Source organism: Bradyrhizobium zhengyangense, assembly GCF_022012435.1.
Taxonomy (GTDB): domain Bacteria; phylum Pseudomonadota; class Alphaproteobacteria; order Rhizobiales; family Xanthobacteraceae; genus Bradyrhizobium; species Bradyrhizobium zhengyangense.
Map to the genome: position 1 here is coordinate 89,300 of NZ_JAKLUA010000007.1, position 17,168 is coordinate 106,467.

Below are 17,168 nucleotides of genomic sequence, written 5' to 3' on the forward strand. Positions count from 1 at the left end.
AACAGGCTGCGGCAATACCAGCGTCGCGCGAGAGCCTGGGCCGGCCTGCGGATCATCTGCGCAATCAAGAGAAGTTCGAAAGCCATTCGTCTAATAAGTCCTGCGTGTCGTGAGCCGTGTCGTTGCTGCTCACATAGATGGGGCGGCATTCCCGTCAGAGAATGCCGCCTGTGTCGCATCTGCCATGCGGCAGATCGTGAGGCTTAAGCTTAACCGTGCAGCTTCTTCGCGGTCTCCGCGATCTGGCGGCCCTGATAGCGCGCGCCAGCCAGCTCATTGGCGCTGGGCTGGCGGCTGCCGTCGCCGCCGGTGATCGTGGTGGCGCCATAGGGCGCACCGCCGGTGACCTCGTCGAGCTTCATCTGGCCGGCAAAGCCATAGTTCATGCCGACGATCACCATGCCGAAATGCAGGAGGTTGGTGATGATAGAGAACAGCGTCGTCTCCTGGCCGCCATGCTGGGTCGCGGTCGACGTGAAGGCACCGCCGACCTTGCCGTGCAGCGCGCCCTTGGCCCAGAGCCCGCCGGCCTGGTCCAAAAAGTTCGCCATCTGCGAGGCCATGCGGCCGAAGCGGGTGCCGGTGCCGACGATGATCGCGTCGTAATTGGCGAGGTCTTCGATCTTGGCGACAGGGGCGGCCTGGTCGACCTTGTAATACGAGGCCTTCGCGACTTCGGCCGGCACCAGCTCAGGCACGCGCTTGATGTCGACGGTGGCGCCGGTTTCGCGCGCACCTTCCGCGACGGCATTCGCCATCGCTTCGATATGGCCATAGGCGGAATAATAGAGGACGAGAACTTTGGTCATGGTGGTCTCCGTTGGGATTGGATGCGATGGCTCGTTGTTGGGTGTTACGCGGCGTCGACGAGCACGAGCTCGGAGTCTTCCAGCGCCGTGATTGTCAGCTTGCTCTCGTCGCGGATCGCGGCACCGTCGCGGGCATTGACGCGCACGCCGTTGATCTCGACCGCGCCTGCCGCCGGCACCAGATACAGGTGCCGCGCCTTCTGCGGTTCGTACTCCGCACTCTCGCCGGCTTTCAGCGTGGTGGCAAGCACCCGCGCATCGGCGCGGATCGGCAGCGCGTCGGTGTCTTCAGCGATGCCGCTCGCGATGGTGACGAGCTTGCCTGAGCGATCAGCCTTGGGGAACGGCTTTGAGCCCCAGGTCGGCTGTCCGCCGCGCGCCACAGGCTCGATCCAGATCTGGAAGATCCGCGTCCTGGTCGGCTCGAGATTGTACTCGGAATGGCGGATGCCGCTGCCGGCACTCATCACCTGCACGTCGCCCGCCTCGGTGCGGCCCTCGTTGCCGAGGCTGTCCTGATGGGTGATCGCGCCCTCACGTACATAGGTGATGATCTCCATGTTGGCGTGGGGATGGGCGGGAAAGCCGGTGTTCGGCGCGATCTCGTCGTCGTTCCACACCCGCAAGGCGCCGTGGCCCATGTTGTTCGGGTCATAGTGACTTGCGAAGGAGAAATGATGTTTTGCTTTCAGCCAGCCGTGATCGGCGCCGCCGAGTTTTGCGAAAGGTCTGAGTTCGATCATTTGCATAGTCCTTGTGTGAGTAGGTTGGCGCCTTGATCAGGCGCCGAACCCGCCGTCGACATTGAGCACGGTGCCGGTGACGAAGGAGGCTTCCGGGCTTGCGAGGAAGACGACGCCGGCGGCGACTTCCTCGGGGCGGCCGAAGCGCTGCAACGCGTGCTGCTTGCGTTGCGCTTCGGCAAAATCGCGGTCGTCATCCGGATTCATGTCGGTGTTGATCGAGCCGGGCTGCACCACGTTGACGGTGATGCCGCGCGGGCCGAGGTCGCGTGCCGCGCCCTTGGTGTAGCCGACGACGGCCGCCTTGGTGGCAACGTAGTCGGCAAGGCCCGGGAACGTGGCACGGTCGGCGAGCATGGAGCCGACGGTGACGATGCGGCCGCCTTCACCCATCAACCGCGAGGCGGCGCGGATCGCCGCGATCACGCCGTGAACGTTGACCTGGTCCTGCCGTTCCAGCGCGCCGGTATCCGCATTGGCATCGTCGGTCGCGCCGCCGGCGGCGACGCCGGCATTGTTGACGAGGATGTCGAGATGGCCGAATTCCCTGGCGACGTCGTTGACGAGCTTCGTCACGTCCTTGGCCGAGGCTTGATCGGCCTTGAAGGCGCGAGCCTTGACGCCGCGGGCCTTCAATTCGGTGACGACAGCTTCGGCCTTGTCCGGCGAAGCCAGGTAGCTGATGGCGACGTCAGCGCCTTCATCGGCGAGCGCGCGGGCCGAGGCCGCGCCGATGCCGCGCGAGCCGCCGGTGACGAGGGCAACCTTGCCTGAGAGCTTCTTGGTCATTGGATTTCTCCAGTCCGTCAATTTCTGATGGGCCTTGGATAAGCCTCCGCCTGTGGTATAGAAATAGAAACTGTTGAAACATATTGTTTCCTAATATAACCCTGCGGACCCTCGCCATGGCCAAACTCCCCGATTTCGAGGCGCTCGCGATTTTCGCAAAAGTCGTGGAATTACGGTCGTTTGCCGGGGCCGCGAGCGAGCTCACGATGTCCAAGGCCACGGTGTCCAAGGCGGTCACCCGCCTGGAGGAGCGGCTTGGCGCCCGTCTGTTCAACCGCACCTCGCGCCGCCTTGCGCTGACCGACGCCGGCCACAAGCTCGCCGATCGCGCCACGCGCCTGCTCGCTGATGGTGAGGCCGCAGAGAACGAGGCGCTGGCGCAATCGGTGGCGCCGCGCGGCCTGGTACGGCTTGCGGTGCCCATGACGTTCGGCATCAAGGCGGTGGCGCCGCTGTTGCCGGAGTTTTTCGAGACCTATCCGGAGGTCTCGGTCGATCTGCATTTGAGCGATGCCACCGTCGATCTGATCGGCGAAGGTTTCGACATGGCGGTGCGGATCGCGCGGCTGCCGGATTCCTCGCTGATCGCGCGGCGGCTCTTCACCATGCCGCGCTTCACGGTCGCGGCGCCGTCCTATCTGAAGAAGCACGGCCGCCCGACGCATCCGATGCATCTCGCCCAGCACAAATGCTTCAGCTACGCCTATCTCTCGACGCCCAATATCTGGCACTACACCAATTCCGCCGGCGAGCAGGCCAGCGTCCGCCCCGGCGGCCTGCTTCGCGTCAACAACGGCGAAGCGCTGATGCCGTCGCTCCTATCAGGCCTCGGCATCGCGGAGCTACCTGAGTTCATCGTCGGCGATGCCATCTCTTCCGGCGCCGTCGAAGTGATCCTGAAAGACTGGAAGCAGGCCGAAGGCGCCGTGCACCTCGTCACCCCACCCGGCGGCCCGAGGCCCGCGCGAGTCGAGGCGCTCGGCGAATTTCTTGCCGCGAAGCTGCCGGGGACGTGCAAGCGGAAGCCGAAGAAGGGTGGCAAAACCGGTTAGCTACTACTGTATCCTCAGAGCAGCTATCGTAGGGTGGGCAAAGCGAAGCGTGCCCACGTCTTTGCTCGGGGGGATCGCGAGTGTCTCGATATCGGCGCGTACGAGGGAGGACGTTCTTCTTCACCGTTGTGCTCGAAGACAGGTCGAGCACGCTGCTCGTCGATCAAGCTGATCGCCTGAGACGAATGTACCGAACCGTCTTTGAGCGCCAGCCATTCGAGACGATCGCAATCTGTATTCTGCCGGACCATCTCCATGCGATCTGGACGCTGCCGGAGGGCGACGTCGACTTTTCATCGCGTTGGAATCTGATCAAGGGCGGATTCTCGCGGGGCTTACAGGCTGTCGCGCCTTCGATGAGCAAATTGAAGAAGCGCGAGAAGGGCATTTGGCAGCGCCGCTATTGGGAGCATGCAATTCGCGATGACGCGGATCTGGAACGACACGTTGATTACATTCATTTCAACCCAGTGAAACATGGCCTCGTGACGCCGGTGCGCGATTGGTCTCTCAGCAGTTTCCATCGCTACGTCAAGCAGGGAGCACTTCCCGTGGATTGGGGCGGTGATATGCGGGATATTGCGGGGCAATTCGGCGAGTGACGCGGGCACGGCGCGCGAAGAGCGCGCCTTTGCCCACCCTACGGAATCTCGCAATGACGGTCTTCCAGCTACGACACCTTCACGCCGTCGATCGCGACGATCCGCAGGCTCGGCTTCAGCGTCTTCTCCAGCTCCGACTTCAACTCATGCACCCGCGGGTCGGTCGAGCGCGCGGCGCACACCGCGTATTGATGCACGGATTGCGTCAGGGCGCGGCGCGCCTCCGGCGTGCGCGTCAGTTCGGGCTTCGAAAGCCGCAGGACGATCGCCGCCAAATTCACCAGCATCTCGTCCAGGGCGACATCGATGGTCGCAAGTTTTCCCATAACACTCCCTCCACACTCGCCCTCGCAGGGCAACGGAGGGTGGAGGGATGCGTTCCGGACGAGGCCGAACATGGCTAACACTTCGTAAACGGCTTGTTCTTGCGGACCGTGACGCTAGGCTGGGAGGGAAACAAGAAAACAAGGGGAGGGGGCTGCCATGAATCGACGTATGGATCGACGTGACGTCTTGCGCGCGGTTGCCGCGTTGCCATTGTTGCGGGCCGCGTTGCCGGCGCAGGCCTTCGCGCAAGCCTACCCCGTTCGCAACATCACCATGATCGTGCCATTCCCCGCCGGCGGCCAGGCCGATCTCGCGGCGCGCCCGGTGGCGCAGGCGCTGGAGCGGATTCTCGGCAAGTCCGTCATCGTCGACAACCGCGCCGGCGGCGCCGGCGGATCGGTCGGCAACGCTGCGGCGGCGCGCGCCGAGCCCGATGGCTACACCCTGCTGATGGCCTTGTCCTCGCTCGCGGTGCTGCCCGAGGCCGACCGGCTGTTCGACCGCCCCGTCGCCTACGAGATGTCGCAGTTCATGCCGATCGCGCGCGTGCTGGCCGATCCGACGCTGCTCGCGGTGCCGACCTCGGCACCATGGAAGACGGCGCAGGAGTTCGTAGCGGATGCGAAGAAGCGTCCCGGCCAGATCACCTATGGCTCGTCCGGTCCCTACGGCACGCTGCATGTGGCGATGGAGATGTTCGCAAACAGCGCCGATATCAAATTGCTGCACGTGCCGTTCCGCGGTGCGGGGCCAGCGCTGACCGCGCTGCTCAGCGGCACCGTGCAGGCGATCGCGGCCGCACCGGGCACGCTGAAGCCGCAGGTCGACGACGGCAAGCTGCGCGTGCTCGGCAATTGCGGCGCGCAGCGCATCGCGAGCTTCCCCGACGTGCCGACCTTCCAGGAGCTCGGCTACAAGGATGTCGAGATGTACATCTGGGCCGGGCTGTTTGCACAGAGCGCGCTTCCCGCACCGATCGCGAGCCGCTTGCGCGAAGCGATGGCGCAAGTGATGACGAGCCCGGACGTGCTCAAGACCTTCGACGCGTCGGGTAGCCTCGTCGCGTATCAGGATGCGCCCGATTTCGCCAAGTTCGTCGCGACCGACAGCGCAAGGCTGATCGCGGCGGTGAAGAAGATTGGCAGGGTGGAATAGGTTCCAGCCGCTTCCTCACATTTTGTTGTTGGTCCAGAACCTGTCCGCGCCTCATTGATTGAAGACAAGTCGAGCGAGTTGGAAGGATCGGAACCATGCGAACAGAGCGGATTGCGCTGGGTGTGGCGCTCGCGATTGGCGGCATCGTCGCGCAGAGCGCAGCATTCGCCGAGGAATATCGCGGAACCATGGAGCAGCAGATGGCCTGCACGCCTGATGTCTGGCGCCTGTGCAGCGACCAGATTCCGGATGTGAGCCGCATCACCGCTTGCTTGCGGCAGAACACGCCGCAACTCTCCAGTGGCTGCCGCGCCGTGTTCGAGTCCAACAACCAGATGCCGCCGCAACAGCAGGTCCCGCGCAATCGCGCCGCACCGCCGCCGACGCGCTACAACAATGCGCCGTCGCCGCAGGTGCAGCCACGGCCTTATGATGATGACGACGATTAGCGCTGCCTAGCGCCTGTCCTGTTCAGGTCGACGTCCGAGCACCATCCGCAAGGCGGCGCCGAACAGAATGACCGCGACTGGCCAATGGAACCAGATTTTGTGCCCGCCAGAGAACAGATTGATCATGATCAGGAAGGCGGACACCGTGAGCGCCACCGCAACCGGCCGGGGCAGCTTTCCCAGCCAATCCGAAACGGCATTGGTGGACGATGATGGCTCGCGCCTGTCGCCCATCCGCGGAGCGCGCGCGCTCTCCGAGGGCGTTCGGTTTTCCTCCATCGGGATGCTGGCATGCCCGGCGGCTTGGCCGCCCAGGGTCACCCGATAGCTGGTCAGGGGCGCGATGTTCTTCATCGGGCGCTGGCCGAGACAGTCGAAGCCAACGGACAGTTTGTTGTGCACCTGATCGTAGACGGAGCTCGAGATCACGACCCCGCCGGGGTCAGCGAGCTCCTGCAGCCGTGATGCGATATTGACGCCGTCACCATAGATGTTGGTGCCGTCCACCATCACGTCGCCGAGGTTGATGCCGATGCGAAACCGCATCGCGTTCGCTTGAGGCGCGGCCGATTCCTGATCGGATATTTCCTGCTGAATCTCGATCGCGGATTGGACGGCCTCGACCACGCTGGCGAATTCGGCGATCACGGCATCGCCCCAGGTGTTCACGATGCGGCCGTCATGGCGCTCGACCAGTCGGGCAATGGCCGCGCGGGAGCGGCGGAGCGCTTCCAGCGTTCCGGCCTCGTCCGCTTCCATGAGACGGGAATAGCCGTACACGTCAGCGCACAGCACGGTGGTCAGTCGTCGTTTCACCTTGTCATCGGGCATGGTCCTCATCCTAGCCTCCCTGACCGGCAAATGCATCAGGCATCGCATCTGGCGCCGTCGCGGTTCAGCGACCGGTCGTCCCGTCCCGAAACCGTCACGTCTGTGCAACGAATTGCCGTCGGCCAAGTTGATTGCGGTCGGAAGCTGTCGATTGGAGGAATGTCATGTCCAAGACCGAATCCAAGACCAAATCCATGACCAGAATTCCTGCTGCACTTTGCGTGTTTGGCGCGATATTGCTCGGAGCACCTGCAATGGCAGCTCCAGTCACTGCTTTGTCCGGAGCCGCCAAGCCGATGGCGCAGGAGAACGACCTGGTGCAAGCGCGATTCGGCTGGCACTGGGGCTGGGGCCATTCGCACCGCGCGAACTATCGCTGCCGGCCCTACTGCGGCTGGGGCGGCTAGAGCGAAATGCGTTTCGGTTGAATCGGTGCAATCCGCGAGCTCCGACACCTCTCCTCGCTGGGGAGAGGTGTCGCAGGCCGACCGATCGAACCCGCGTTATGGCCTGTGCTCGCAGACGTCGACCCATTCCGCTGCGGTCAGCTCGGCCATCCGATCGGGCGTGATGCGCACGGCGCTGTGGGTCGAGCCCGCGGCCGGCACCACCACGTCGTACGCCTTCAGCGAAATGTCACAATAGACCGGCAGCGGCGATTTCAGGCCGAACGGGCAGACGCCGCCGACCTCGTGGCCGGTGATGTCGGCGACCTCTTCCAGTCCCAGCATCTTCGGCTTGCCGCCGAACTGCGCCTTTACCTTCTTGTTGTCCATGCGCGAGGTGCCGGCCGCGACGATCAGGATCACGCGCTCGCCGACGCGCAAGGACAGCGTCTTGGCAATCATGCCGGGCTCGACGCCATAGGCTTCGGCGGCCAGCGTCACGGTCGCCGAGCTGATCGGGGATTCCATGACTGATATGTCGGGGGCTTTCTCGGCGAAGAAGGCGCGAACGGATTCCAGGCTCATTCCAGTTGGCTCATCGAGGACTTACGGGCGGGCGGCAATCGCGGGCAGGTCCGAAAGCGAACGAACACGATAATCCGGCGCAAAGCCGAGCTCGTCCATCTGGGTGCGGATCGCCTTGAACATGGTCAGCGGTGCCACGAGTTCGGTCTCGACGCAAGCCAGCGCCATCGCCTCCGGCGTCACCCGCTCGATCCAGGCGACGTTCAGCCCGAACGCCTTGGCACCGGCGACGTCCCAGGGATTGGAGGAGACGAACAGCACCTCGCCAGGCGCGGTGCCGAGCACCTCGCCGATCAGCTCATAGGCCTGTGGGCTCGGCTTGAAGATCTTCTTGGCATCGACGCTGATGGTGGCGTCGAGCAGGCGGTCGAGCCCGGAATTGCGCACCAGCGCGTTCAGCATATCCGGGCTGCCATTGGAGAGGATGGCCAGCTTTCGCGGTCTCAAGGCCTCGAGCGCGGCGGTCGCGTCCGGATAGAGATCGAGATGCAGATATTTTTCGATGATCCGCTCGAAGGCCTCGTTCTCGTACGCCAGCCCAAGCACGCGCAGCGTATAAGCCAGCGAGTCGCGCGTGACGGCAGAAAAATCCTGGTAGCGCCGCATCAGCGAGCGCAGCCAGGTGTATTCGAGCTGCTTGATCCGCCAGACCTGCGTGATGATCTCGCCATAGCCCGGAAACGCATCCTCGGTGATCTCAGCGACCGACTGGATGTCGTAGAGCGTTCCGTAGGCATCGAAGACGACGGCTTTGAGATTCATCGGCTGTCCTTCCGGGCGGTGTAGTCACAAGAACCCCGCTTGGGGGCGTGCGCGTATCGTCAGCTTACCAGAGCACAGCAGACGCCGGCCACCGCAAGCGTGATCGCGGCTTGTGGACGCAGTGCAGATGTTGGCTGTTTCGCTGACCGCTCTTCCGGGCTTGGTTCAAGTTCCGAAATGCGGCCGTCGCCACTGTAGAATGCGTCACGCTAGTCGCACACTTCGGTAGCGAAGTTGGTAGCAGATGTGCTGAAATATTTTCGCTGCTCGATGCGACATCCGGGCTTGACGGGCCGGCAACCGGCACTCGAGCAGATCATCTGGCCGCTCGATCTCGCCTGCGGTTTCGAAGGCGTTGACTCGACCTGCTTTCGCTCGTCGTCCGCTCCTTTCGGCGATTCACGAGTCGCCACTGGCTTCTTGTCTTGGCCCCTCTCGCATTCGTTGTCACCATTGAGGTGATAATTTGCCCGGCAGGTGATCTTGACGCAGGTGTCGCCATCAGCCCTGAAGCCGTGCTCGCAGACAAGCGGACAAACCCGACCAGGCCTGGCCTTGATCGCATCGAGCGCTTCGAAGCTCGCCAGCTTGGTGTCGAATTTTGTTCCGGCAAACTTGTTAAACAGCGTCAGGGAGCGCTGGGAGGCATTGCTCCAGTCGCCGTCAGTTGCGCCCGTCATACAACCGACACGGCGCAGCTCAGACTGCACCAGCTTGATCGTCTCTTGAGGCGAGAGGGATGGCTGCGATGGCGTGGGCGGAAGGTCCGCAACCTTCATGGCGTTGTCGTTCTTGTCCTTGGTTTCCGTCGCCGCCTGCTTCTGCGCTGTAAGTTCGGCAGCAGCCTTCTCTCGGGCAATGCTGTCGGCTAGCGCGGTCTCGGCCGCCTGCTTTTCGGCAAGTGCCTTGGCGACTGCAGCTTCCGCCTCCTTGCGCCGCTGCTCGGCCTCTGCTGCCTTCGCCTCTTCAACCCGTTTGGCCTTTTCTGCCGCAAGCCGGTTGTCCTCGGCAGCCTTCGCGGCCGCCGCGGCCTTCTCCTGTTCGGCCTTGTTGGCGCGATCGGCGGCCAGACGTGCCTTCTCCTGCTCCGCCTGTCGGGCCTTGTCTACCGCCTCAGCGCGGGCTTCCTCGGCCGCGATCTTGTTGAGCTGGCCCTTGGCGAGACCGGCGTAGAATCCATCGGGATATTGGGTCAGGAACACGGTCCAGCCATCGCGGGTACCGAGTTGAAGCGCGAATTCGTAGTCGCGGCGAACGGCCTCCTGCGGATCGGCTTGCGCTCCCACTGCCGGTGCGGCCGGGACCAGAGACAGATCTTCGCCGCCGAGCGAACCGTAGACGTAAGGCTCTTGATGATAGGCCGTGCTCCTGAGAACGTCGTCGCGGACGAAGCCAAAGGCTTTGCGGAGATCGAGCCCTGGTTTTGGCAGGCGTTCGACCACGGCAATTGCAAATGGGCTGTTCTTCGAGTCTCCGTCCGACGCCGTCGAGCCCGCCTTGGCGGCAAAAGCGATCATCGTATTCGGACTCGACGGCTCGACCTTGGCAAGACCGCGACCGATAGAACGGCTGGCCACGGTGCGTTTCATAGTTCCGGCGAACGGGTTGTCCCGGCAGGCATCGAGAATGACGAGGCGAAGCTGCTTGGCTGGTTCGATCGTCGCCAGGATACGGTCGAGCGGAAGTGCCTCGTCGTAGACGTCCGTATCGACTTCCAGCGCGGCATCGGTCGGGACCAAATAGTTGATGCCATCGACCTCAATCCCGTGGCCTGCGTAATAAACAACGGCGATGTCGGCATCCCGGCTCCGGAGGCCAAATTCCCTCAGCGCTTTCCGCGTCTCGGCAATGTTGAGGTCAGTCTTGATCTCGACGAGATCGAATCCAGCGTTCCTGAACATGCCGCCAACCAAGGCGGCGTCATTCACAGGGTTCGCCAGCTTCGGCACGCTCTTGTAGGCGGAATTGCCGATCACCAGCGCGACCCGGCGTTCGGCATGGGCCGAACCGAACGTCAAGCAAAGCAAAAAGATTAAGAAAAACCAGCGAGGTGTGCGCATGGAAGCCCCGATTATGTGCACAGGGTATTTGCAGCTTGCCATAATGCAAGTGGGACTTTGTGATGTCGATCACAGTAAAGGTCGCCCGCCTTTGAAGCGCGTCACGAAGCTGATTTTCGGCATTGGCGCCAAGCCGACATGCGACTGGCGCCTGCTTGCGAAGGGAAAGGGCCTGTGTCCCCCCGGAACTTTGCCAACGCCTCTCCGTTCCCGTTAGCGGGCATGAACGTAGGGAGGCGTGATGAAATGGATGTTGGTCGTCTTGGTCGGCGGCGTCTCACCCGTCAACACCGATCTGGTGTTCGACAAGTTCAGTGACTGCCTCGCCGCCGAGGAGCAGATGCGGCAGCACTATGCTGACGCGTTCGAGGCGTGGGATCGCACGGCTGCGGCAAGGATCGAACGCCGCAGCGACTACAGGAAAGCCCGTGATATCGAGGCCAAACGGCTGCTCAGCAACGTAGGGACGTGCGTCCCGCACGGTGGCGGCGATGCGCAGCCGGTCACAGCACCGCAGCAGCAACCTTCTGCTCCAGCGCCGTCGCAACCTGCCGCGACACCGTCGCCGCAGCCAACGCCGCGACCTTAGTGAGTGCGCTGGTTGCGCGCGCCGGAATGATTCCGCCGCCCGCGAACTAAAGCGTCACGACGACCTTGCCGAAATGCGAGCCGCTCCGCAGGTGAGCATAGGCTTCGGGGACGTCCTCGAAATCGTAGATGCGGTCCACGATCGGGTGGATCGCATGTTCGGTCAGGAAGCGATTCATCGCAGAGAAATGTTCAACCGATCCGACGGTGACACCGATGATATCGGCATTTTCCCATTGCAGGCGAGCGAGATCTGGCTTCGGACCGAACCCCGTCAAGACGCCGATCTGAATGATCTTGCCGCCCGACGCGACGGATCGCAGCGACCGGTCATAGGTGCCAGGACCGCCGAGTTCGAGAATGTGGCTGGCACCTTCGCCACTGGTGGCCTTCATCACGGCGATATCCCAGTCCGGGGTGTTGCGATAGTTGATGAGGATCGAGCCGCCCAGTGTCCTCGCGCGGGCAAGCTTTTCATCCGAGGACGAGATCACGATCGCGCGCGCCCCGAGCGCCGCAGCGAATTGAAGTCCGAACAGTGCGACGCCACCCGTTCCCTGGACGAGCAGCGTGCCGCGCTTGCTCAACCCACCGCGTGTGACGAGGCCGTGCCAGGCCGTGACGCCAGCACAGGGCAAAGTGGCCGCTTCGACCGAGGACAAATGCGGCGGTACGGGGACGAGCGCTGACGCCGGCAGCACGACATACTCTGTCAGCATTCCGTCCGTCGCGTTGCCACCGAGGGACGACGCAACGTAGCTGGATTTGAACGGCCCGGAGATCCAATCGCGAAAGAACGACGCGGCGACGCGGTCGCCGATCTTCCATTGCGCGACCTCGGCGCCGATGGCGTCAACGATGCCCGCACCGTCGGAGAGCGGCACGCGGCCGTTGACTTCGTTCTGGCCCGCGCGGTCGAGGATCAGAAGGTCCCGGTAGTTGAGACTGACCGCTTCGACCCGGACGCGGACTTCACCATTGGCGGGTTCGGGCTTGCTGACGTCGGCTCGCACGAGGTGGCCGGCCCCCGCATGGCTGTTCAAATGATAGGCTTTCATCATTGCTCCCTTCACAAGTGGCATTCACTTGGATGAGCACCATCTGTACGGTCTGACAGTGCTGTCAGGGTCAAGAGGTCTTCAGATGAAAATTGGCGAGCTTTCCCGCAGGACGGGGGTCAGCGTCCGGATGCTGCGCTATTACGAAGGCGAAGGCTTGCTCGCGCCGCAGCGGACCAATTCCGGTTATCGCGACTATGGCCCGGAGGCAGAGGAGACCGTGCGGCGGATCAAAATGCTTGGTTCGGCGGGGATGAAGCTCGAGACGATCCAGCAATTGCTCCCGTGCGTCCGGAACAACGATCCGGCTTTCACGCCGTGCAATGAGCTACGAAGAATCCTCGCTCAGCAGGTCGGCCTGATCGACGAACGCATCGAGACGCTCAGCCAGAGCCGCACCATTCTGGCGGGCTATCTGGCAAGTGTGAACTGATCGCGCATCGCGCGTCGACTTCCGCCCTCGGGCCGTGAGCGGACGTCGTTAGGACGCGCCTAGATCCCCAAGATCTTCCGCGCGTTGGCCTTCAGCACCTTCGGCCGGATCTCGTCGCGGATGTCGATCTTGGCAAAGTCCGACAGCCAGCGGTCCGGCGTGATGACGGGCCAGTCCGAGCCGAACAGCATCTTGTCCTGCAGGATCGAGTTGATGTAGCGCACCAGGATCGGCGGGAAATATTTCGGCGACCAGCCGGAGAGGTCGATATAGACGTTCGGCTTGTGGGTCGCGACCGACAGCGCCTCTTCCTGCCAGGGGAAGGAGGGATGTGCGAGGATGATCTTGAGGTCGGGGAAATCGGCCGCGACGTCGTCCATGTACATCGGGTTGGAATATTTCAGCCGCATGCCCATGCCGCCGGGCATGCCCGAGCCGACGCCGGTCTGGCCGGTGTGGAACAGCGCGATCGCGCCGCCATTGTTGATCTCTTCGTAGAGCGGATAGGCCATGCGATCGTTGGCGTAGAAGCCCTGCATGGTCGGATGGAATTTGAAGCCGCGCACGCCGTATTCCTCGATCAGCCTGCGCGCCTCGCGCACCCCGAGCTTGCCCTTGTGCGGGTCGATCGAAACGAAGGGGATGAGGACGTCCAGATGGTCGGAGGCGATCTCCAGCATCTCTTCATTCTTGTAGCGGCGGAAGCCGGTCTCGCGCTCGGCATCGACGGGGAAGATCACGGCGGCGATGTTCTTGGAGCGGTAATAGGCCGCGGTCTCCGGCACGGTCGGCGGATGCTTGTGCGGCGACTTGAAATAGTCGGCCATCTGCGCCTGGAAATCGTCATAGCCGTCGTCGGGATGGGTGCCGCAAGGCTCCTCGGCATGGGTGTGGATGTCGATGGCGACGACCTTGTCGATATCAGGCAGCTTCAGCTTGGGCATTGGTGTCCTCCCGACGGGTTGCCGAATTGATTATATGATATAACGAATTTGGCAAGGCGTTGCTGGCGGAGAAACCGCAACCCGCTAAAGTCTTTGCGGGGCCTGGCCGGGGCCTGACAGAATCGGGCCGAACCGGCCGCTTCTACTGTGCATGGGGTTGTTTCGCGTTTTGCCTGCGAGGAACCAGCCAGACAACATTGACATGACCTCCCGCCATGCCTTAAGAACCGCCCCGTCCCGGGCGGTCGGTCCGCCAGCGGGAAATATCTCATTTTGCCACATTCGCGCGTGCCGAAACGGTAGTGCCGAACACGGCCTTTCGAACGTTCAGGATTCTGCCATGAAGGTCCGTAACTCGCTGAAGTCGCTGCGCGGTCGCCATCGCGCCAACCGCCTGGTCCGCCGCAAGGGCCGGGTCTATGTGATCAACAAGGTGCAGCGCCGTTTCAAGGCTCGCCAGGGCTGATATTGCCCTCGCGGTCGCCTTCGCGCGCCCCGCAAGACCACGGTCTCACACGAGTTTGACGCCGCCTTTGCTTTGCAAGGGCGGCTTTGCGCGTTTAGACTTTCACCATGACCGTGAGATTCCTTTTCCCGCGCACGCTGTGCCTGGCCCTGGTTCTTGGAACTGCCGGCCTCGCGCCGGCGCTGGCGCAGAATGATCCGGCCCCGCCGACGAAGCAGCAGAAGAAGCTGCCGGAGGCACCGGCCAAGCTGCCCAAGGCCGACCGCACCAAGAACCTCGATTTCCTGTTCGGCGCGCTAAAGGCCGCTCCCGACGACGTCAGCGCCAAACATGTCGAGGCGCGGATCTGGGCGATCTGGCTGCAGACCCCGAGCGACACCGCTGCCCTCCTGATGGCGCGAGCCAAGGCGGCGGTCGATGCGCAGAAGATCGACGTCGCGATCAAGCTGCTCGATTCCGTCATCAAGCTCCGGCCCGATTATATCGAAGCCTGGAATCGGCGCGCCACGCTCTATTACATGCAGAACGACTATGCCCGCTCGCTCGCCGACATCCGCGAGGTGCTGATCCGCGAGCCCCGTCACTTCGGCGCGCTCGCGGGGCTCGGCATGATCATGCAGGACGTCGGCGACGAGAAGCGCGCGCTCGAGGCCTATCGCAAGGCGCTCGCCGTCAATCCGCACCTCGAGAAGATCCCCGAGCAGGTGAAGGCTTTGACCGAGAAGGTCGAAGGCCGCGACATCTAGCCGATATTTCGATCATTTCTTGAGCGGTTGCGGCGCGCCGCGATTAACCACGATCGGAAGCGCAATGCGGCAAGGACTATTGCCGGTGCTGCCGCAGGTCTACCTGCATGGCAGGGAGCACAGCCATGATGCGTTTGATCTTTGCTTGTAGCTTGCTGTTGGCGTCGGGAACGATCAGCCTCGCCAATGGGCTGTTCTGGGTGGTTGGCAATCGCGCCACCGGCAAATGCAATATCGTGACCAGCAATCCGGTCATCATTGGCGACATCTGGTTCGGCGACGGTCCCTACAAATCCAAGGACGACGCCAAACTTGCGCGCTCGACCATCCGCGCCTGTCCCGTGCTCACGCCCGACGAGCAAAAGGCCGAGGACGACGCCGGCTAATCCGGCTTAGTGCAGCACGTTGGTGCCGCGCTCGGCGAGACCATGATCGGCGGCCGCGGCATAGGCCTTGGCGAGCTCGGTCTCGAGATGTTCGTTGATCAGCAGCAGCGCCCGCACCGCACCGCGCAAATCGCCGTTGCAGCTTGCCACAATCTCGTCGATTGCGGTGTCATTCGATCTGAAGCTCATCGAAAAATCCTCCGGTTCAAACCAGGACAATCCTGCCGGTCTTTCCTGCATCCCCTGAGGTTGCGAGGAGGGATCGGCGCCCATCCGCTTCCAAATGGCGGAACCGACCGTGGCGATTATAAGGACGGCGCGATGACGACTGCATGAAGCTGGTGGGAGGCTTGTAGGTCGTCGGGTGGATCATTGATTTCATTGAGTTTTTTAGTTCGGCAATTCTGCACATATCCACAGGGCGGCATTTCCGGTGGAAGCGCTGGGCCTCCCCGCGCGAAACTGCCGTCTGCGTCATTCGTAACTGCCATGTGCCCTGGATCGTCCGGACTGTCTCCATGATCGTTTTATCAGCCGTGACGGCGCTGGCCCTGCTCGCGCTGGTCACGCAGGCCGGCATCATCGTCGTGCAACGTTCCTTTCCGCCGCAGGGCCGGATGATCGAGGTCGAGGGCGCAACGCTGCACGTCGTCGACATTGGCCCGCGCGATGCGGGCTGGCCGATCGTCATGCTGCACGGCGCCAGCTCGAATCTTGAAGTGATGCGGCGTCCGCTCGGCGACATGCTCGCCGGGAATCATCGCGTCATCCTGATCGACCGCCCCGGCCATGGCTGGAGCACGCGCGCGCGACGGCAGGATTCGACGCCTCAGATTCAGGCGCGGATGATCGATGAGGCGCTCGGCAAGCTCGGGATCGATCGCGCGATTTTCGTCGCGCATTCCTGGAGCGGTGCGCTGGGCGCGCGCCTGGCGCTCGATCACCCAGGCCGCGTTGCTGGCCTCGTCATGCTGGCACCGGTGACCCATCCCTGGCGCGGCGGCGTCGGTCGCTACAACGAGATCATCGCAACGCCTGTCATCGGCCCGCTGCTCGCATTCACCATCACGCTGCCGCTGGGCTTTTTCGTCACCGAATCGGGCGCACGCAACGTCTTCCTGCCCCAGACGATGCCGGATGGATTCGTGAAGGAGTCCGCGACGCCGCTCTTGCTGCGGCCGCGCGAATTCATCGCCAATGCCTACGATCTCGTGACGCTCAAGGAAGCGGTGGCCGCGCAGGCGCCGCGCTACGGCGAGATCAAGGTGCCTGTGACGATCATCGCCGGCGCGCCCGACAAGACGGTGCGGACCGACATCCACGCGCGCCCGTTCGCCGCGACGGTGCCGGATGCAAAGCTGATCGTTCTGCCCGACCTCGGCCACATGGTGCAGAATGCGGTGCCGGATCTGGTGAAGACGGAGATCGAGACGATGATCGGTCAGATCGCCCCGGCGCAGGCGGCCGCAGATTAGCGGCCGCCATCAACCGGCTTACTGCTTGATCTTGCCGTCCTTGTCGAACTGCGAGACGTAGGTCCAGAGATTGTTGATCTCGGTCTCGTTCTTGATGCCGGCGAACGCCATCTTGGTGCCGGGGATCTTGGCCTTCGGGTCCTTGATGTATTCCTTGAACTGCGCCTCATTCCAGGTGATGCCGGAATTCTTGTTCGCATCTGAATAATTGTAGTCTGGCGCGGTGCCGGAATGACGGCCGTCGAGGCCGTTCAGCTCGGGGCCGACCTTGTTCTTGGCGCCTTCGCCGATCGCGTGGCAGGCCAGGCACTTATTGAACGATGTCTTGCCGGCTGCGGCGTCCTGCGCCATCGCTTTTGACGACATCGCGGTGGAGGCTGCGGCAGTCATGGCGAGGGCAACCAACGCGCCGAAAGTCAATTTTTTCATAGCTCTTCGTCTCTTCCCGGGGTCAGAGGGTGGATCGTGGTTTTGGCAGGTCCGGTGCACGGGGACAAGCTGCCAAACCCTGACAGGTTTCCT

At 63.0% G+C, this 17,168-nt stretch carries 23 protein-coding genes; 11 read left to right on the forward strand and 12 right to left on the reverse strand.

Annotated elements, in window-relative coordinates; genetic code table 11:
- Positions 1-209: 209 nt before the first annotated feature.
- The 3 genes from wrbA to L6637_RS21945 are packed head-to-tail and all read right to left on the reverse strand — an operon-like array spanning position 210 to position 2,341.
- Positions 210-809 (reverse strand): NAD(P)H:quinone oxidoreductase, encoded by a 600-nt coding sequence (wrbA, locus tag L6637_RS21935; RefSeq protein WP_237864578.1) that lies wholly within the window; start codon positions 807-809, stop codon positions 210-212.
- Positions 810-853: 44 nt separating this feature from the next.
- A complete protein-coding gene (locus tag L6637_RS21940; RefSeq protein WP_237864577.1) occupies positions 854-1,552 on the reverse strand; it encodes a pirin family protein in 699 nt (232 codons plus the stop codon).
- Between the two features lie 36 nt (positions 1,553-1,588).
- Positions 1,589-2,341 (reverse strand): SDR family NAD(P)-dependent oxidoreductase, encoded by a 753-nt coding sequence (locus L6637_RS21945; protein ID WP_237864576.1) that lies wholly within the window; start codon positions 2,339-2,341, stop codon positions 1,589-1,591.
- A 116-nt stretch (positions 2,342-2,457) separates the two neighbouring features.
- Between L6637_RS21945 and L6637_RS21950 the strand changes: the two genes are divergently transcribed.
- Together L6637_RS21950 and L6637_RS21955 are read left to right on the forward strand one after the other, a co-directional pair.
- The gene (locus L6637_RS21950; RefSeq protein WP_237864575.1) at positions 2,458-3,393 is read left to right on the forward strand and encodes a LysR family transcriptional regulator; all 936 of its coding nucleotides are present in this window, start codon (positions 2,458-2,460) and stop codon (positions 3,391-3,393) included.
- Positions 3,394-3,473: 80 nt separating this feature from the next.
- On the forward strand, positions 3,474-3,995 hold the full coding sequence (locus L6637_RS21955) for an REP-associated tyrosine transposase (RefSeq protein WP_237864574.1): 522 nt from the start codon (positions 3,474-3,476) through the stop codon (positions 3,993-3,995).
- A 68-nt stretch (positions 3,996-4,063) separates the two neighbouring features.
- Here L6637_RS21955 and L6637_RS21960 read toward each other — a convergent pair whose 3' ends face one another.
- Positions 4,064-4,321 carry a hypothetical protein gene (locus tag L6637_RS21960; protein ID WP_237864573.1) on the reverse strand — a complete coding sequence of 86 codons (258 nt, stop codon included), beginning with the start codon at positions 4,319-4,321 and terminating at the stop codon, positions 4,064-4,066.
- Positions 4,322-4,490: 169 nt separating this feature from the next.
- Here L6637_RS21960 and L6637_RS21965 point away from each other — a divergent pair, with 169 nt between their 5' ends.
- Together L6637_RS21965 and L6637_RS21970 are read left to right on the forward strand one after the other, a co-directional pair.
- On the forward strand, positions 4,491-5,477 hold the full coding sequence (locus tag L6637_RS21965; protein WP_237864663.1) for a tripartite tricarboxylate transporter substrate binding protein: 987 nt from the start codon (positions 4,491-4,493) through the stop codon (positions 5,475-5,477).
- A 95-nt stretch (positions 5,478-5,572) separates the two neighbouring features.
- Complete coding sequence (locus L6637_RS21970) at positions 5,573-5,926, forward strand: hypothetical protein (protein ID WP_237864572.1); 354 nt, start codon at positions 5,573-5,575, stop codon at positions 5,924-5,926.
- Between the two features lie 6 nt (positions 5,927-5,932).
- On the opposite strand, the gene L6637_RS21975 is transcribed toward L6637_RS21970, so the two are convergent.
- On the reverse strand, positions 5,933-6,757 hold the full coding sequence (locus L6637_RS21975) for an adenylate/guanylate cyclase domain-containing protein (protein ID WP_237864571.1): 825 nt from the start codon (positions 6,755-6,757) through the stop codon (positions 5,933-5,935).
- Between the two features lie 164 nt (positions 6,758-6,921).
- Between L6637_RS21975 and L6637_RS21980 the strand changes: the two genes are divergently transcribed.
- Entirely contained in the window at positions 6,922-7,164 is a 243-nt protein-coding gene (locus tag L6637_RS21980) for a hypothetical protein (protein ID WP_237864570.1), read from the forward strand.
- A gap of 96 nt (positions 7,165-7,260) precedes the next feature.
- Here L6637_RS21980 and L6637_RS21985 read toward each other — a convergent pair whose 3' ends face one another.
- The 3 genes from L6637_RS21985 to L6637_RS21995 form a co-directional block, all read right to left on the reverse strand.
- Positions 7,261-7,728 (reverse strand): YbaK/EbsC family protein, encoded by a 468-nt coding sequence (locus tag L6637_RS21985; protein ID WP_237864569.1) that lies wholly within the window; start codon positions 7,726-7,728, stop codon positions 7,261-7,263.
- Between the two features lie 21 nt (positions 7,729-7,749).
- The gene (locus L6637_RS21990) at positions 7,750-8,490 is read right to left on the reverse strand and encodes a haloacid dehalogenase type II (RefSeq protein WP_237864568.1); all 741 of its coding nucleotides are present in this window, start codon (positions 8,488-8,490) and stop codon (positions 7,750-7,752) included.
- A 209-nt stretch (positions 8,491-8,699) separates the two neighbouring features.
- Positions 8,700-10,550 (reverse strand): caspase family protein, encoded by a 1,851-nt coding sequence (locus L6637_RS21995; protein WP_237864567.1) that lies wholly within the window; start codon positions 10,548-10,550, stop codon positions 8,700-8,702.
- 241 nt (positions 10,551-10,791) lie between these two features.
- Between L6637_RS21995 and L6637_RS22000 the strand changes: the two genes are divergently transcribed.
- Positions 10,792-11,139 carry a hypothetical protein gene (locus tag L6637_RS22000; RefSeq protein ID WP_237864566.1) on the forward strand — a complete coding sequence of 116 codons (348 nt, stop codon included), beginning with the start codon at positions 10,792-10,794 and terminating at the stop codon, positions 11,137-11,139.
- Between the two features lie 46 nt (positions 11,140-11,185).
- Here L6637_RS22000 and L6637_RS22005 read toward each other — a convergent pair whose 3' ends face one another.
- Positions 11,186-12,196: a zinc-dependent alcohol dehydrogenase family protein gene (locus tag L6637_RS22005; RefSeq protein ID WP_237864662.1), complete on the reverse strand. Its 1,011-nt coding sequence runs from the start codon at positions 12,194-12,196 to the stop codon at positions 11,186-11,188.
- 85 nt (positions 12,197-12,281) lie between these two features.
- On the opposite strand from L6637_RS22005, the gene L6637_RS22010 reads away from it, so the two are divergent.
- Positions 12,282-12,629 (forward strand): MerR family transcriptional regulator, encoded by a 348-nt coding sequence (locus L6637_RS22010; RefSeq protein ID WP_237871976.1) that lies wholly within the window; start codon positions 12,282-12,284, stop codon positions 12,627-12,629.
- 59 nt (positions 12,630-12,688) lie between these two features.
- On the opposite strand, the gene L6637_RS22015 is transcribed toward L6637_RS22010, so the two are convergent.
- On the reverse strand, positions 12,689-13,573 hold the full coding sequence (locus tag L6637_RS22015; protein ID WP_237864564.1) for an amidohydrolase family protein: 885 nt from the start codon (positions 13,571-13,573) through the stop codon (positions 12,689-12,691).
- Positions 13,574-13,913: 340 nt separating this feature from the next.
- Here L6637_RS22015 and ykgO point away from each other — a divergent pair, with 340 nt between their 5' ends.
- The 3 genes from ykgO (at position 13,914) to L6637_RS22030 (ending at position 15,171) form a co-directional block, all read left to right on the forward strand.
- Complete coding sequence (gene ykgO / locus L6637_RS22020; RefSeq protein WP_006611362.1) at positions 13,914-14,039, forward strand: type B 50S ribosomal protein L36; 126 nt, start codon at positions 13,914-13,916, stop codon at positions 14,037-14,039.
- Positions 14,040-14,146: 107 nt separating this feature from the next.
- A complete protein-coding gene (locus L6637_RS22025) occupies positions 14,147-14,785 on the forward strand; it encodes a tetratricopeptide repeat protein (protein WP_237864563.1) in 639 nt (212 codons plus the stop codon).
- 125 nt (positions 14,786-14,910) lie between these two features.
- Entirely contained in the window at positions 14,911-15,171 is a 261-nt protein-coding gene (locus L6637_RS22030) for a hypothetical protein (protein WP_237864562.1), read from the forward strand.
- 6 nt (positions 15,172-15,177) lie between these two features.
- Here the strand turns inward: L6637_RS22030 and L6637_RS22035 are convergent, their stop codons facing one another.
- Positions 15,178-15,360, reverse strand: coding sequence for a hypothetical protein (locus tag L6637_RS22035; RefSeq protein ID WP_237864561.1), 183 nt, complete (start codon positions 15,358-15,360; stop codon positions 15,178-15,180).
- A gap of 329 nt (positions 15,361-15,689) precedes the next feature.
- On the opposite strand from L6637_RS22035, the gene L6637_RS22040 reads away from it, so the two are divergent.
- Entirely contained in the window at positions 15,690-16,646 is a 957-nt protein-coding gene (locus L6637_RS22040) for an alpha/beta fold hydrolase (protein WP_237864560.1), read from the forward strand.
- Positions 16,647-16,664: 18 nt separating this feature from the next.
- Here L6637_RS22040 and cycA read toward each other — a convergent pair whose 3' ends face one another.
- Positions 16,665-17,075 (reverse strand): cytochrome c-550 CycA, encoded by a 411-nt coding sequence (cycA, locus tag L6637_RS22045; protein ID WP_237864559.1) that lies wholly within the window; start codon positions 17,073-17,075, stop codon positions 16,665-16,667.
- Positions 17,076-17,168: the final 93 nt, after the last annotated feature.